Origin of the sequence: Clostridium malenominatum (assembly GCF_039521365.1) — a bacterium.
Taxonomy (GTDB): Bacteria; Bacillota; Clostridia; order Clostridiales; family Clostridiaceae; genus Clostridium_AW; species Clostridium_AW malenominatum.
The window spans coordinates 107348-122837 of the sequence record NZ_BAAACF010000003.1; the positions used below are offsets into that span (position 1 = coordinate 107348).

At 30.1% G+C, this 15490-nt stretch carries 16 protein-coding genes; 8 read left to right on the plus strand and 8 right to left on the minus strand.

Translation table 11 applies throughout. The features are described 5' to 3' along the window. Window positions 1-176: 176 nt before the first annotated feature. On the plus strand, window positions 177-419 hold the full coding sequence (locus ABDZ69_RS12370; RefSeq protein ID WP_343770073.1) for a type II toxin-antitoxin system prevent-host-death family antitoxin: 243 nt from the start codon (window positions 177-179) through the stop codon (window positions 417-419). A gap of 189 nt (window positions 420-608) precedes the next feature. Here the strand turns inward: ABDZ69_RS12370 and ABDZ69_RS12375 are convergent, their stop codons facing one another. Together ABDZ69_RS12375 and mnmM are read right to left on the minus strand one after the other, a co-directional pair. Beyond that, a complete protein-coding gene (locus ABDZ69_RS12375; protein WP_343770076.1) occupies window positions 609-1478 on the minus strand; it encodes a polysaccharide deacetylase family protein in 870 nt (289 codons plus the stop codon). A gap of 144 nt (window positions 1479-1622) precedes the next feature. Further along, entirely contained in the window at window positions 1623-2198 is a 576-nt protein-coding gene (gene mnmM / locus ABDZ69_RS12380; RefSeq protein WP_343770078.1) for a tRNA 5-(aminomethyl)-2-thiouridylate-methyltransferase MnmM, read from the minus strand. Between the two features lie 171 nt (window positions 2199-2369). Here mnmM and ABDZ69_RS12385 point away from each other — a divergent pair, with 171 nt between their 5' ends. Beyond that, window positions 2370-3260, plus strand: coding sequence for a hypothetical protein (locus tag ABDZ69_RS12385; protein WP_343770080.1), 891 nt, complete (start codon window positions 2370-2372; stop codon window positions 3258-3260). Between the two features lie 54 nt (window positions 3261-3314). Here ABDZ69_RS12385 and ABDZ69_RS12390 read toward each other — a convergent pair whose 3' ends face one another. Then, the gene (locus ABDZ69_RS12390; RefSeq protein WP_343770082.1) at window positions 3315-4067 is read right to left on the minus strand and encodes a hypothetical protein; all 753 of its coding nucleotides are present in this window, start codon (window positions 4065-4067) and stop codon (window positions 3315-3317) included. Between the two features lie 162 nt (window positions 4068-4229). Between ABDZ69_RS12390 and ABDZ69_RS12395 the strand changes: the two genes are divergently transcribed. From ABDZ69_RS12395 to ABDZ69_RS12415, 5 genes are all read left to right on the plus strand, one after another. Then, complete coding sequence (locus ABDZ69_RS12395; RefSeq protein WP_343770084.1) at window positions 4230-5513, plus strand: hypothetical protein; 1284 nt, start codon at window positions 4230-4232, stop codon at window positions 5511-5513. Between the two features lie 225 nt (window positions 5514-5738). Then, window positions 5739-6692, plus strand: a complete 954-nt coding sequence (locus ABDZ69_RS12400; RefSeq protein WP_343770086.1) for a hypothetical protein — start codon at window positions 5739-5741, stop codon at window positions 6690-6692. A 61-nt stretch (window positions 6693-6753) separates the two neighbouring features. Continuing rightward, window positions 6754-7323 (plus strand): hypothetical protein, encoded by a 570-nt coding sequence (locus ABDZ69_RS12405; RefSeq protein WP_343770087.1) that lies wholly within the window; start codon window positions 6754-6756, stop codon window positions 7321-7323. Window positions 7324-7412: 89 nt separating this feature from the next. Then, window positions 7413-8456, plus strand: coding sequence for a clostripain-related cysteine peptidase (locus ABDZ69_RS12410; RefSeq protein ID WP_343770088.1), 1044 nt, complete (start codon window positions 7413-7415; stop codon window positions 8454-8456). Between the two features lie 46 nt (window positions 8457-8502). Beyond that, window positions 8503-9036 carry a hypothetical protein gene (locus tag ABDZ69_RS12415; protein WP_343770089.1) on the plus strand — a complete coding sequence of 178 codons (534 nt, stop codon included), beginning with the start codon at window positions 8503-8505 and terminating at the stop codon, window positions 9034-9036. A gap of 134 nt (window positions 9037-9170) precedes the next feature. Here the strand turns inward: ABDZ69_RS12415 and ABDZ69_RS12420 are convergent, their stop codons facing one another. The 4 genes from ABDZ69_RS12420 to ABDZ69_RS12435 form a co-directional block, all read right to left on the minus strand. Beyond that, window positions 9171-10148, minus strand: a complete 978-nt coding sequence (locus ABDZ69_RS12420; RefSeq protein ID WP_343770090.1) for a patatin-like phospholipase family protein — start codon at window positions 10146-10148, stop codon at window positions 9171-9173. Window positions 10149-10218: 70 nt separating this feature from the next. Continuing rightward, entirely contained in the window at window positions 10219-10920 is a 702-nt protein-coding gene (locus tag ABDZ69_RS12425) for a hypothetical protein (RefSeq protein ID WP_343770092.1), read from the minus strand. A gap of 482 nt (window positions 10921-11402) precedes the next feature. Further along, a complete protein-coding gene (locus tag ABDZ69_RS12430; protein ID WP_343770093.1) occupies window positions 11403-12122 on the minus strand; it encodes a permease in 720 nt (239 codons plus the stop codon). Further along, window positions 12119-12601 carry a permease gene (locus tag ABDZ69_RS12435; protein WP_343770095.1) on the minus strand — a complete coding sequence of 161 codons (483 nt, stop codon included), beginning with the start codon at window positions 12599-12601 and terminating at the stop codon, window positions 12119-12121. The genes ABDZ69_RS12430 and ABDZ69_RS12435 overlap by 4 nt, the downstream gene beginning before the upstream one ends. A 96-nt stretch (window positions 12602-12697) precedes the next feature. Between ABDZ69_RS12435 and ABDZ69_RS12440 the strand changes: the two genes are divergently transcribed. Beyond that, the gene (locus ABDZ69_RS12440; protein ID WP_343770097.1) at window positions 12698-13369 is read left to right on the plus strand and encodes a Crp/Fnr family transcriptional regulator; all 672 of its coding nucleotides are present in this window, start codon (window positions 12698-12700) and stop codon (window positions 13367-13369) included. 57 nt (window positions 13370-13426) lie between these two features. On the opposite strand, the gene ABDZ69_RS12445 is transcribed toward ABDZ69_RS12440, so the two are convergent. Beyond that, window positions 13427-15469: an MASE3 domain-containing sensor histidine kinase gene (locus ABDZ69_RS12445; protein ID WP_343770098.1), complete on the minus strand. Its 2043-nt coding sequence runs from the start codon at window positions 15467-15469 to the stop codon at window positions 13427-13429. Window positions 15470-15490: the final 21 nt, after the last annotated feature.

The window sequence follows — 15490 nt, forward strand, 5'->3', positions numbered from 1 at the left end:
AAAGAATAAAAGACGGTTAATCCGTCTTTTATTCTTTGGGGCTATTCTACTTATCCGCTTTGCGGTAGCCGCTAGGCTGTCAGTTGAAAATATATTTTAAAACTTTATATAAAATAAACATTTTAGGTTAAATTTATCCTAAATGTGATATAATAATTTTAGAGGAGGTGTTTTTCATGTTGGTTAATACCCAGAAAATAGTTTCAATATCGGAAGCAAATCAGAACTTCTCAAAGATAGCGAAAATAGTTGATGAAGATAAGTCTGTAGTGATAATGAAAAATAATAAACCTAAATATATACTTTTGGATTTTGAAGAGTTTAGTAAAGAGTCTCTTTCCGATGAAGAGGAGTTAGATTTAATAGCTGATAGGATACTGGCTGATAATATAGACGCATTTAAGGAACTAGCTAAATGAAGTATATATCAGTTGACTATATTTTAAAGCTTCATAGTAAATTGATATTAGCAACAGGTGAATTAAATCAAGAAAATGTAGTTACATGGATAAATGCGCATAAGTAATAAATTTTATAATAACCTAAAGGGATTTTAGCACCGCTAAAATCCCTTCATTAACTTTCAACTATTAACTGAATTTAGAGTCCTACTGGAGGACTCTAAATTCATACCCATTATCCTTCAAATATTTAATTATTTCAGGTAGGGCTTGTACAGTTGTTTCCTTTCCGTTGGCATCATGCATTAATACATATAATGTATTTTTCCCTGCTGAAGTTTCTATGAATCTAGATATTAATTTTTCTTTTGTTACATACACCGCTTCTGCATCTCCGTTTAAAGAGTTCCAATCTATAGAATTATATCCTGCTTCCTTTGCTGCTTTAATATATTCTGTTCTTCCAAAAGATCCTCCTGGAAATCTTATAATCTTAGATTTATACTCTCCAAGTACTTTCCTAATAGTATCTTCATTCTTTTTCATATCTTCTAAGAAATTTGATGTACTAGAATATAATTTATTATAATTATGACTATAGCTATGATTTGCTATAGCATGTCCCTCATTACTTTCCCTTTTTAATATATCTGGATTTTGTTCTACCATATTTCCTAATACGAAAAAAGTAGCTTTAACGCCTTGTTCCTTTAATACATCTAATATTTGAGGGGTTACTGTTCTGCTTGGCCCATCATCAAAGGTTAGATAAACAACCTTTCCCTTATTAGAAAAGTCCATTCCTCCATCATGATTTGTATTGGTCTGCTTCTCTGGCTCTCTTATAGGAACTCCCTTTCTATTGTCTACGGGTCGTCCTTCTACTCTATTATTTAACTGTAAATTTCCCTCTTCAGAAGACAATGGTTTTTCTTCTTTTCCTGCTAAAGCAGTGGTAGATGTTTTACTCTGAAAGTACCTGGCTCCCGACCATGCTGAAACAGAAAATAATCCTACTAAAAATATTGCTGTAGTAAAAGCTTTTAAAAAACTACTTTTCCTTCTCTTTCTTCTCATAAAGTCACCCCTTGTTTAAAGTACATATAACAGAATACAAAGAATAGATTTTGTTTCCTGCTATTTATTATCTATAATATAATTTTATCATCAATCTCAATCTAATTTGTAACAAACTATTTACAGTTATAGCTTTTTATTTATCTATTCTCTATACTCTACTACAATTAATTCCGGCGGACTATTTACTTGATTTATAAAGGATAGCTTTACTACATTATATTTCTTTTGATTTAACGTAGAGGTGTACTTTATTACTGCTTCCCTTTCTTCTTCTCCACCTTCATGGCCGTAATATATAACTAAAAGGATTACTCCTCCCTTTTCTAATATTTCTAGGGACTTTTCTATGGCCTTTATAGTGGTTTCTCCCTTTGTAGTTAAATGGCGAGAAGTTCCTGGTAGATATCCTAGATTAAACATTACTACCTTAACCTTTTCATTAACATATCTATGTAAATTTTCGTGTCCATCTAAAATAATTTCTACATTATTAATATATATGTTTAAACTATTAAGTTTTTCTCTTGTAATGTTTATTGCTTCTTCCTGGACATCAAAGGCATAAACCCTCCCCTCGTCCCCTACTAAATTTCTTAAAAAAATCGTGTCATTTCCCTTACCCATGGTAGCATCTATAGCTACATCCCCAGGCCTTAACTTTATCTTACATATTTCCTTAGCTAAATTAGCTGAGTTTGTGAAAAATTCCCTATGCATGTTCTCATCTCCGTAAAATTTATTAATATATATTATTATACTATAGCCTTGATTACAAATCCTAACATTTTTCCCTTAAATCTATCTTTTACAGATAAAAAATTTATTGTAGAATATAAAAGGAATTAAAAGTAATTTTATTGAAAAAATTTGAAAATAAGAGGTGGTATTTTGATTAAATACGAAATTCCTTTTAACTTTGATTTGGATTTGCTTAATTTTTTAGATAGTTATATAGATAAAGAGTGGATTGAGTTTTTGTTTCTTCCTCCTTTTAAAGGACATTCCTCTAATGCTCGTAGCCATGTGGATGGAAGCTGTAAAGCTTCTTGGACTTACAAAGAGCCTGATACCTTAGAGGAATACGATTTTTATATAAAGGAAATTCAAAAGAAAGGTTTTACTCCTGGAGTACTTTTTCAAAAGGAAGAGCCTTTAGCTATGGATGTAGTGAAGCATTATTTAGACCTTGGAATTAATACCTTTGTAGTAAATTCAGATAAACTTGCCTCTGATTTAAAAAAGATTAATTCTAAATATAAAGTTATAGCTTCCATTACCAAAACCTTAAGCGCTCAGGATTTATGGGAAAAAGACTATACTATGTATGATAAAATAGTTCTTCATTTCCCTTTTAACAGAGCTTTATCAAAGCTAAAAGAGCTTCCTTATTATTATAAATATAGCCTTTTGGTGAATTCTTATTGTTTATATAATTGCCATATTGCAAAAGAACATTGGAATAGTACCTCGGAAAACTCCCACAGTATAAATTGTCTTAAAGGGGATAGAAAAGACGACCTTATTTATATTCCCCCTGAATATACAAAGCTTTTTGCACCCCATGTAGATAGCTTTAAAATTCAAGGGAGAGAATATCCTACCCATATTCTAGGTGAAGAAATATATTGTTATTACAAAGGCCTCCACAATCCTTTTGCTGGAGCAATTTATAACAGGCTTTCTCCTTTTAATGCTGAAGAGTATTTTAATAAAGGAAAGGATTTACCTTTTGTAAATTACAAACCTAATAATCTTCCTAATATGCCTACAAGTGCATAAAACACAAAAATAAACCTTACATTACGCAAGGTTTATTTTCATTTTATAAAATAATTAACTACAAGTTTTTGGAAGCTGAAACTCTCCTCTAAAGGTTAAAACCTGAGTTTTGTCAAGATTTGCAGCAAGACAATCGCAATCTTCTAATCTTACAGTTAAGCTAGCTTTAAGCGCATTACATGGTATAGCTTTAGGAGTACTTTGAGCTTGAGTTGGCGCAGTTCCTTGGTGTCCTACTACTTGGTTTACGCATATGGAACTTTGGCAGCATACAGATGCTGTATTTTGATCATTGCTTAATTGTGTAAGAGCTATATTAGCTGTACTATTAATACCGCAAGTTCCTTGAACATTACTAAGGCTAGCAATATATTGAATACAACCAATTACTCTAATTGGATATATATTAGCAGTTATTGGAGAACATGCATCTGTTGTAATTGTAACTTGACATGGAGTTGGATCAACAAAGCAGTATAAACAGCTTTTAACAGCTAAACTTCTAGTTCCGCGAGGTCCCCCTGTTCCTGTAAGAGCACTTAATACATTAAAACCAATAGGTACTGGTACCTTACAGCAATATTGAACTCTATCATTGCATGGAGGACATGCGCTGCTGCAAGTACATGTTGATTGTTGTTGAGATACTACGCCATCGCCACATTCAGCGCATCCAGTTTTCTCTACGTTTTCTAAAATAACTGGTGGTTCTAAAATAGGCAATTCCATTACTCCTTCATCTAATGTGGTAGCTATTTGCTCACTTAATTTATCCATTTCCATTAATATTTCTTGGATATCTTTCATAATACAATCTCCTTTAAAACATATTTTGAAAAAAAGTTTTTCTAATTACATAATATGTGGCTTTTCCTTAGAGGTTACAGCTTTTTCTATACTTTAAGTTATAAATCCTAGCATATTTAGCATATGTTATACATAAGTAGTAATTCTTATAGGAGAATAAAAATGATAGTAAATGAGAGAAACTTTTACATAATTAAGCAAAATAACGGAAATTTATGGAATTTCTTCTATGATAAAAATATGAGAATAGCATGTGAAACTTTAATAGAAAATCAATGGTCAAACCATCTTATTACAAAAGAGTATAGCGATAATTTTCATGTGACTTTACTTCCTAATGATAATATATGTGTTTTTTACAAAGACTTTATTGGAAATATAATGATAAAAATCTATGATGAAGGAAAATGGAGTAGCGAGAAAATTATTCAAAGTTTTAATAAAGATATTTTTGAAACGGATTTTAGAGGAATTGCTATTAAGGATAAAATTCACTTAGTTTACAGTGTATTAAATAAAGCTAATAATACTGTAACAATTTTTCATCAAAAGATTAGAGAAACACTCCAATTATCCCACGCTAAAATTGTGGATATAATTAATTCAAAACAAAATCTTTCTTTTAAGCTTGGAGTTACAGAAAAGGATGAACTAATCATTATGTATGAAAGGTTAATAAGCAGTTATGAAATTGGATATAGGATAATGAATAAAGAAAATGAACGCTGGTCTAATTTTTATATTATCGATAGAAGTAAATACTCTTATGTAGATTACTCTTTTTTATCTTTTAATAATTCACTACATGTTGTAGCCATAAAAAAAGATGATAACATAGGTAGCGTGGTTTACTACAAAGGAAACTTGTCTATTTTCAATTATGATGAGATTTTTAGAGATAAAAATTTACTTTCTTGTTGTTTATATATGATAGAAGGGACCCCTTTTAGCAGTTGGGTAAATGATAATACTATTTATTATGATTTTTTTATAAATAACAATGCCATACCTCCTTATGAAGAGTCTTTAACTTCACTAGAGATAACTAAAGCCACCTATGCTTCAAATTTTTTAAAAGCTAAAAATTCTTTAATATCCCCTGAAATATACTTAAATAACGAATATAATTATTCCCCTATATTAAATGAAAATCTTCTTAATTATATAATGGAAAACTATAAAAACTTCATAGATAGTACAGATATTATTAAGGAAAAGGATAATTTAATTAATAAGCTTAAGCAGGACAATCTATCTAAATCAAATAAGTTAAATAGCATACGAGAGGAATTTAAAAGATTTAAAGATAATAGAAATCTTTTAAATGAAAGCATAAATTTTCTGCAAGAAAGCTTAGTAGCTAAAGAAGAAGAAATTAAAGAGCTACAGGAAAAAATAGCTCTATTAAATTCACCATTGAAGAGATTTTTTAATAATTTAAAATAGCACAGGAAAACAGCTTGCAAAGTTAAACCTTTGTAAGCTGTTTTTAGTTGTTTAGTTAATACGTTTAGATTTCTAGCAAGGACTTTTATCCATAACTAAAACACTAACAATCTAAATAACTCATAAATAACTATTAACTAAAAACCTAAGGACTAATATACTATAGTGAACCCTTTCTTAGGGCAATCAAAATGCACAAATAATGTATAAAATAGGAGTGATACCATGTTCAATGTAACTTGGATACCAATAAATAATAATGTTTTAACAGATGATTTAGGGCAAGGTCAATGTGGCATTGATATTGTTGGAGACAATACTCACCCAGCTCTTTTTATTGGTCGCGACTCTCAATTTGTTTATTTTAGAATGAGAGTTAACTGCGACCCAAGAATGAATAATAAACCTGACCTTGAAAATAGAGTGTGGGGTGTTTTAATCAAAGATACTCTTGGTACGCCACTTTTTACAGTGAGAGTAAATGCAAAAAATGATCCTGACTCTAACGCCGTTCAAGTATACACTGCGGATAATGCTAATCCTTTTTTAGTTCAGAAATGCTCTAACACTATAGCTTACGGAGATTCAGGAAATGTACAAATAAATATTGCCGATTCTAGTTTATTTTCATTCCAAGATTATTTCCTAGATTTTAGAGTTCCACTTTCTTGTTTTTCTCCTAACTTCTTTGATGGACAGTTAATATATTGTGGCTTTACTTCGGATGATGCGCAAAATATTAACAAGGAAGTTCCACCACCATACACTCACGGGAATACAAATAATTCAGCTTTATGTGGTGCTACTCCACCACCACAGCCTAGGGTTCGCATAACTAAAACCGTGTCGCCTTTGGCTGTTACTAACTGCCCAACTCCGCAAACTTTTACAGTTGTAATTAGAGTTGAAAACCTTACAAATGAAGATATAACTGTGACTATAACCGATACTATCAATCCAGCATTCGTAACAGCTCAACACGTTCATACTTTCCTTAACCTACTCATTCCCGCTATGGGATTTGCAGAAGTAGGCTATACTGTAGATGGCTTTTTCCCAAATGTAGGTAACTTCCCATTCAACACAGCAGTAGTTACTGAAAATGGTCAAGTAATTGGTGAAGTAGTAGGTCCAAATATAGCTGTAGCTCCTTGCGGTAGAGGTGTGTTTATATTGTAACCAACTAATTTTTCTAGAATATTATATAGTAAAAATAAATTATAAAAGGATGGAGAAATATATGTTTTTTGATTTTCTAAATAAAAAAACTAAAAATATAGAAGAACCTGAATCTTCAAATGAATTAGCAATGGGATGTGCTTGCGAACCCTGTGAAGCTACTGCTGATTGTTCCTCCACAGTAACTTTTACCTTTCAAACTTGTATGAGAGGACCAGCTCCTGATGTTGGCACATTTGTTCCTATAGAATTTTTAGATGATAATTTAACATGCGTTATTGAAAGATGCCATGCATTAGTTCAAGTTCCAGATCCATGTAATCCAACCGATCCATCAAGAAAAATACCATGCACAGTATGCTTAAACAGATATAGATATGTAGGTTGTATAGACTTTATTGCAAATATTCCTAGAAAAGGCAGAGAAGTTTTTGCTTGTTTTTCTGGTTGCGAGCTAATTGATAGAATAAGATGCTACTCCTGTGCTGATGATTGTAGAACATGTCCACCTGCAGCAGGATTTATCCAGCCCGGTGCTACAGCTCAAGTTACCAGCATAAATTGTACTTCTGGTGACCTTGCTATTGTAACTGTAACTGTTACCTTAAACTTAACTAACCCTTGCAGTTAACAATAGTTTAATCTTAATTTAAGCTAGGGATATAGAAAAGCCTATATTCCTGGCTTTTGTCAAATATATGCTTTTAGGATCGTGGTAATATGAAAAATAAAGAAAAAAAGAAATGGACTATTTTAATTTACGCAGATGGAAACAACGAAATGGAAGAGGTTATTTATAAATCCATAGAGGATTGCATAGGGGTAGGTATTAATAAAGATATAAATGTGGTAATACAGATTGGTATTCTTAGCAGTGGTGTAAAAAGATATTATTTAAATTCTTCAGAGCCTATTGTTCTACAAGATTTAAGTAAAACTAATATGGCTGACCCCAATAATTTATATAATTTTGTAAGCTTTGGAACTAAAGAATTTCCTGCCCATCATTATATGCTTATACTTTCTGGACATGGTGCTGATTTTATAGGCGGCTTAACAGATACAAGCCTAGAGGATAATTACATCATGGGAATACCAGAAATGGTTAAAGCCATAGGGCTTGGAAGTATACATTCCAGATCTATTATTGATATTTTAATATTAGATATGTGTTTTATGAATTCTATAGAGATTCTTTATGAACTAACTCAATACAATGAGAGTATAAAATCAATGATAACCTATACCAATTTCGCTCCTTACAGCGGGTTAAATTATAATATTTTAATTAGAAGCATGGGGGAAAACCTTAATGTTAATGATATGGATTTGTTTATAAAGCATATAATAAACAATTTAAATTTTGAATTAACTGCATATAAGTTAGATAAACTTCAGTTAGAACTTATAAAAAAACAGTTTAGCCATTTAGCTTTTGATTATTTAAACAATAAAGGGGGTAATGAAAATCCCATTAACTTAGTAAAAAGCGACAATATTAATGAAATTAACTCTCTCATTGAATCAATTATAATATACAGTAAAACAAAATTTAATGGAATTAATTCTTCTATAAATATAATTTGCCATGATATAAGCAAACTAATTGGGTTTTATCATAAATTAGGCTTTTCAAAAAATAATTATTGGACAAATTTGTTGTACAACAATCTAGAGGGCATCAATTCTTCTCCAATAAATAGAGTAAAAGTAAGGACAGCTGATTCCTCCACCGCACTTATTCACTATATACTTAAATTTTAGCTTGATTAAATAATAGAAAATCATATATTAATTTGGAGGTTTTAAAATGAGTATTGAAGTTATTTATCCTAGTCAAAACTGCGCAATTGTAACCTTTGAAGGAGGTGGCTCCTTAACTCCTATTCCTGATGTAAATGCTAATTTTACCGTTGTACAATTTCCTGGATGGATTACCACTATTGATTCAGACGCTGGTGGTGCCTCTGGAACTGCTAACGAGCCTTCTCCTGATACTACAGCAGCTTGGCTTCCACTAGCTGGCTTTGACGATTTCTTTCGTGAAATAATTTTTACTAACCCTGTTTCAAGTGTAAAGCTATTTTATGCATCAATTCCATCTGTAACATTAGAAGCCTATGATGGAAACAATACTTTAATTGGATCAGTTAGTGGCAATGGAAACTTTAACACCGGCCCTGGTGGAGATCCTACTGGGGACTTTGATAAATTCGATGAGCTAAGCATTGATGTAGGAATGAATAGGATTAAAAAGGTTAAGGTAATAGGACAAGAAAACGTTACTGTCATAGATAATCTAACACTATGTACTGTAGCAAGAGGATTATTCGTGGAGTCTTAATCTATTTAGTTTAGTTGGTTTCTAATTTTCTAGCTTTTTAGTTAATAAAGAACTTCCTCCAGAATTTTGATATGAAAATTCCGGAGGAAGTTTATCCATAATTAAAACACTAAAATACTAGAAAACTAAAAAACTCACAAAAGCATTGCCTTCTTTCTTAATTCTACATAAGTTGTGTAGTTATCCTCCCAGGTTCTTAAAAATTCTTTAGCACACTCTTCCCCTGAACAATATAACTCTTGTATTTTTTCCTCTGATATTTTAAAGTCTGTGGTTTTTATTCCTAGGTAATCTATATCTATAGTTCTTAAATTATCCATTTTCACTATCTCTTGATTTATATCGTTTTTCAATAAAGTTTCTACCACAGCGGTTAAGTAGTTAAAAGTATTTGTTATTTTATTATTTTTGTCCTTCTTTTTAAAATCTAGTAATCTAAATCCTATGGTAGGCCATTCTGGTTCGCCCTGTGTATCAAATAGCCACACTGGGAAATTACTCATCACACCGCCATCTACTATATAAAACTTTTCTCCACCATTTTTAATCACTACTGGCTCAAAATACATAGGTATAGACATGCTCATTCTTACAGCTAGGCTTACATCAAATTCATCAGGGTCTATTCCATAATAGGCAATATCCTCTGGTAGAATTAACATTTTACCTCTAGTTACATCCACTGCTATAATATGAAGTTTATATTTTCTTTTATATTTTCGATTGTTTAATAGATTTTCCTTTTCACCTTTTATTACTAAATCTTTAAATTTTATAGCTCTTTTTTCACCTATTTTGTTTTTCATTTTTTCATAAAGCTTTTCATCTAACCATTCTCTTATGTAGTCTCCCTTATATAATCCTTTATTTATCCCTAAATTCAATAAGGGTATTAATCTTTTATCTGTTATTTTTTTATAATCTAATTCTTCCATTAAATTTTTAATTTCATTAGCCTTGTAACCAACCGCAAGCAGTGAACTTACTATTGCTCCTGCTGATGTTCCTGCAAGATTTCTCCAAGTATAACCGTAATCTTCCATTACCTTAATTGCCCCAGTAAAAGCAATTCCCTTAACTCCTCCCCCTTCAAAAACTGCATCAGCTAACAAATTTAAAACCCCCAATTATCACATATTAATATAATATATGGTAAATGGGGGTTTTAAGTTAATTAGATTTTTAGTTTTCTAATGTACACAAGTTCATTCTAAACATAATAACATATCCTTGAATAATTGCAGTTATAAAAGACACTATTAACAATCCTGGCATATTTAAAAAGAAACTACTTTTAAATACTAGGCTTATTAGTGTAGTTATTATATTTAATCCCACTATCTCCCAAAAATATTTCTTTCCTATTTTTCTTCCTCCACTGAAAGCTTCTTCCACTGAGCTATCACTATAAACCAAATATTCCGTACAAGGTTCCACAGTGATTGCAAAGTACAATAAAAACAGCACTATAGGTATAATTAAAAGGAACATTCCTCCTGTTAATATCATAAAAAGTGAAATTCCAATCATTATAACAATGATAATTATACTTAATCCTATATACCTAAAATAATAATGTGTGCTTTCCCTTAAAGTTTCTCCTAGATTTATGTCTTCCTCATCCTTTAATATTTTCTTACAAAGGAGAGCCATAAAGGCATATATTATAGGACTTGAGATAAATAAAAATAGACCTAGTACTATTAATTGAATTTCCATATTCCTAATTATTTCACCGATACCAAAAACCATATCGTATTTTTCCACCCTTTTAACACTGCTACCACTAAAATAATTAAGTAAATCAATACCTACTTTCACTAAAATAAAAGGTAAAATAGTTTTGAAGTTATTTACATACTTCTTATAAACATCAGTATACATAATTGCCTCCTAAAAATACTTCTAATACCATTTTACCATAGATTTCATATTTTGTTACCAAATTGACAACTTTGTTAATTATCAAGTTTGTAATTAATAAAAAGAAATAACATTCTATGTTGACTTTGACAATGAATATTGTATAATTAAATTAAGAATTAGATATAATAAAAACAGGGTGTTGTAGCACCCTGTAGTATACAATTCCAGTTGTTATAGACAACTGGCAAAGCTAAATATGTTTTAAAAAGTAGCCATTACCAATTGCAGCGGTGGGCTACTTTTTTATTTTCTCTATAAGTACGATAATTAGATTTATCAAAGCAATCAAAAATGATAGAGCAGCAAAAACTACTATAAACATCTCGTACATATATATCACCTCCCTTCTAAAAAGGGATAGCGATACCAGTTGCCCACGCACAACTATATTGAATTGTATGAAGATAGTTTATCATAACATGGTATTTGAATCAATAATTCTAATGAAAAGATATTGCTTTTGCTGGACACTTTTCCATAATTCCTTCTATATTTTCTATCTTCTTTAAAGATGCCTCTTCTTTTAATTTAGCCTTTTTCTGAATGATTTCAAAATTATTTGGGGATAGCCTTATACATATTCCACAACCCATACAGTATTCTTCTTTAATTCTTACTATTTGCTTTTCCCCTAATGAGTTCTCTTCTTGAGGCATATCTTCTTCTCTTATTATAAAATTCATAAAGTATGCCATTATAAAAATAGACATTGTGGTTAGTATCCACCTTATCATCATAAATTTAGGTCCTAAAAACTTAGCCTCATTTGCCAACATTGGAATCTTTACCACAGCCCAGCTGCTAAGAATAATTACAACATTCCCTATGCTAGCCCCCTTATTTATTAAGGTTTTGCATACAGGAAAAGCTGCGTAAATGGGACCAGCTGAAAAACTTCCAAATATAAAAGACAGTACTGCACCCTTTATTCCTGAATCTTTTCCAAAACTATTTATTATAACTTGTCTTGGAACCCAAGCTTCAATTAAAGCTGTAAGTATAAATATTACAGGCATTATTGTAAGCATTTCTTTAAAATAGTATAAGCTGCTTTTAAATCCACCCAGGGCTTTTGTTGGAGAAAATATTAAAAGCAATATATAAACTACAGCTACAAATACTAAAAGCTTATTTTTATGGATGAATTCTTTTATCTTCATAAAATCACCCCTATAACCATAGCAATGATTATTGCAAATAAGAAGCTAAATAAATTTCTATATAAAGTAAATTTAACACCAAATTCTCTTTTTTCTAAGGGGAAGGTAACTATTCCTACCATGGTTAAAGTAGTTAAAAAGGCTACTATTGGAATAATGTTTACCCCCATATTCACCAATGATCCCACTAAGGGAAAAGCTACAAAGGCAGGTATCAAAGTTATACTTCCTACTAAAGCTGATACCACCGTTGAAATTAAAGTATTAGAACCATTAACAAAACTTCTTATGGTGTTTGGAGGTATTAAAGTGGTTATAAGACCTATCAAAAACAGCACTCCTATTATTTCCCCCACCATATTTTTCATCATACTCCTTGCCATATACACAGAATTCAGCGTTTTCTTTTTATCTTTTCTTATGGATATGAAAAATCCAATTCCCGTTAAAATCCATAACACTAAGGTGAAGATATCCATATTATTTCTCCTTTCAAAAACTATTTACTTATATTATAATTAGATAAAATTTATAACACAGTAACTATGGTTACTAATTTATGGTGGTGAAAATTTTTGCATATAGAAAAATATTTTAAGATAATTAATGCTGTTCCATTATTCAAAGGCTTAACAGAAGAGGATATACTAAAAACTTTTAAAAGAGAGCATTATGATATAAAAGAATATGGAAAAAATAATATTGTATACCTACAAAATCAGGAGTGTAAAACTGTTGATATAATATTAAGAGGAGAAGTTCTTGTACAAAAAATCGAGGCAAATGGTAATATATTAACTATAAACACCTTTGAAGTTGGGGATACCCTTGGAAGTAATTTAATTTTTGCATCAAAAAAAGCTTATCCAATGACAGTTATAACCAAGTCTAACTGTACATTGCTACACATAGACTCAAAATTAGTTTTAAAGCTTTGTCAAAGGGATGAGATTTTTCTTATTAAATTTTTGCAAAATATATCTGATAGAACGGTTTTTTTAACAGATAAAATTAAATCCATAGCATTAAAAACAATTAGACAATGTATTATAGATTATTTAATATATCAATATTATCAACAAAAGAGTTTAAAAGTGAAATTAGATATGTCTAAAAAAGATTTGGCAGAAAAGCTAGGAGTTCAACGTCCCTCTCTTTCAAGAGAACTTAGAAAAATGAGAGATGAGGGTTTAATAGACTTTGATGCCTATTCCATAACCATAAAAGATGCTAACATATTAAAATAGTTTTTTAATTAAATAGTTTTCTAGTTAACGAAAAAGAAATCCCCGTAGGGATTTCCTCTAAAAGTAAATATCTGAAAACTCCATATCTACTTTTGTAGAAATATTTTCATATTTACTTTCCATGTCTAAAGTAGCACAGACCTCGTCCATGCCAACTATTGCTGGGAAGGTTGCAATAACTTCTGTGCCTTCTCCTTCATTGGTGATCATGGATATTTTACCATTTTGAAGTTCAACAAAGGATTTAACTAAATATAGTCCTATCCCCGTGCCCTCACATTTTCTTGTTAGAGACTTGTCCAACTTACTAAAGCTTTGAAATACTTCCTCTTCCTTTCCCTTTAGTATACCTAAGCCATCGTCTTTTACACTTATATTTACAAAATTCTCTCCGTCACAATATACATTTACAAGTATATTGCCATCTTTTTTGCTATATTTAATGGAGTTTGATAGTAAATTTAATATTATTCTCTCCATCATGTCCTTATCGCAGTTCACATATACTTCTTCAACTTCTGTATCAAAGGTTAAGCTTATGTTTTTGTTTTGTGCATAGGGATTTGCGCTTTCCGTAACCTTTTCTACAATTTCTACTATATTATAGCATGCAAAGGTAGGCTTGAAGTCTCCAGCATCCACCTTTGTTATGTCGATTATATTATTAGTTAATCGCATAAGTCTCATACAATTTTGTTTTATATGCTTATTATATTTTTTTATGCTTTCTATATCCCCCTTTTCTATGTATATATCCTCTAATTGAACGGCACTATATATTACATTTATAGGGGTTTTTATTTCATGAGATATGTTTGATAAAAATTCTGTTTTAATTCTATCCTCTTCTATTTTTTTCTTAAGATTTAATCTTAGTTCCTCTAACCTTTTTCTTTGAGAAATATCTCTAAATATTATTATATAAAACTCTTCTTCGTCTATATTAATACAAAAGGAGCTTGACTCTACCAGTAAAACTTCCCCATCCTTTCTAACAGCCTTTATTTCCATAGGCGGTACATATTCTAAATTTGAACTCATTCTATTTTGAATAATATATTTATAGTCTTCATGAATAAAATCCAAAGGATTTCTCCCAATAATTTCAAATTTATCCGTTATATTAAACATTTTTAATATAACATTATTGGCATAAACTATCTTATTACCCTTTCTAAGAAAAGCTCCCTCTGGCAAAAATTCAAACATTTTTTCATATCTTTCCTTAGAGCTTTTTAATTCTTTATTTTTCATACTTAATTGATAATTTAACGCCTCTAGTTTTTCTGCTTTATTTTTTACATCATAAAAAAGTGTTTTAAAAGGTTCCTTTAAGGAACTTTTTAAAATGGCATAATACAACAAAATAATATATAATAATTTTAACATATGTCGCAGTATTTCTATGGATATGTATCCTTGGTTTAAGATACCTAACCCTTCAGTTATCATTCTAATAAAAATTGCAGCAAAAATTATATTTTTATTAAATTTAATATTTTCTTCATGTTTTTTAAAATTTACTAGAGAGTAGCAAAATGATAGGAAAATAATATACTCATTTACTTTTAAAAAAATATTAAATTCATGCTCTGTAATAACTAATAATTCTAGTAAATTTATTTTAAATACAAATATCATGATTATTGAAAACGCAATTAAATATCTAAAATATATTTTTTTTAAATCTATTTTTTTATATAAATATTTTGTGGACATAATTAACGAAACTATTTCTAAGTACCCGGAAAACAGATCCAATTTACTAGTTATATTAGGTATAGTAGAATTTACAAAAACCATGTTTCCCATAGTCATGGCATGTAGGATATTTATACTTCCAACGAAAGCATAGGATATCCCTAAGTATAATAAAAAACTATTTCTACTAATATAATCTGTGTTAAAAGCAATGATTATTACTGCATATCCTAAAATAGCAGTGGAGGATTCTACTATAAAATGAAATAGTATATAATTTGAAAAGCTCAACCATATAAATAAGAACAGTAATGTGACCATTGAGCATAAAAGAACTTCAGATAAAATAAAGTCTTCTAACTTATTAATGTGATTTCTAAGTTTTTCATAAAAGCTCATAATACATCACCTCTATTTCTT

What these genes read in the sequence shown, in the direction of transcription:
- mnmM (WP_343770078.1), bottom strand. Translation starts at nt 2,198, where the DNA reads ATGCATAGGGAATTTTTCACAAACTCAGCTAATTTAGCTAAGGAAATA.
- ABDZ69_RS12430 (WP_343770093.1), bottom strand. Translation starts at nt 12,122, where the DNA reads ATGAAGATAAAAGAATTCATCCATAAAAATAAGCTTTTAGTATTTGTA.
- ABDZ69_RS12410 (WP_343770088.1), top strand. Translation starts at nt 7,413, where the DNA reads ATGAAAAATAAAGAAAAAAAGAAATGGACTATTTTAATTTACGCAGAT.
- ABDZ69_RS12370 (WP_343770073.1), top strand. Translation starts at nt 177, where the DNA reads ATGTTGGTTAATACCCAGAAAATAGTTTCAATATCGGAAGCAAATCAG.
- ABDZ69_RS12390 (WP_343770082.1), bottom strand. Translation starts at nt 4,067, where the DNA reads ATGAAAGATATCCAAGAAATATTAATGGAAATGGATAAATTAAGTGAG.
- ABDZ69_RS12415 (WP_343770089.1), top strand. Translation starts at nt 8,503, where the DNA reads ATGAGTATTGAAGTTATTTATCCTAGTCAAAACTGCGCAATTGTAACC.
- ABDZ69_RS12435 (WP_343770095.1), bottom strand. Translation starts at nt 12,601, where the DNA reads ATGGATATCTTCACCTTAGTGTTATGGATTTTAACGGGAATTGGATTT.
- ABDZ69_RS12425 (WP_343770092.1), bottom strand. Translation starts at nt 10,920, where the DNA reads ATGTATACTGATGTTTATAAGAAGTATGTAAATAACTTCAAAACTATT.
- ABDZ69_RS12375 (WP_343770076.1), bottom strand. Translation starts at nt 1,478, where the DNA reads ATGAGAAGAAAGAGAAGGAAAAGTAGTTTTTTAAAAGCTTTTACTACA.
- ABDZ69_RS12400 (WP_343770086.1), top strand. Translation starts at nt 5,739, where the DNA reads ATGTTCAATGTAACTTGGATACCAATAAATAATAATGTTTTAACAGAT.
- ABDZ69_RS12405 (WP_343770087.1), top strand. Translation starts at nt 6,754, where the DNA reads ATGTTTTTTGATTTTCTAAATAAAAAAACTAAAAATATAGAAGAACCT.
- ABDZ69_RS12445 (WP_343770098.1), bottom strand. Translation starts at nt 15,469, where the DNA reads ATGAGCTTTTATGAAAAACTTAGAAATCACATTAATAAGTTAGAAGAC.
- ABDZ69_RS12395 (WP_343770084.1), top strand. Translation starts at nt 4,230, where the DNA reads ATGATAGTAAATGAGAGAAACTTTTACATAATTAAGCAAAATAACGGA.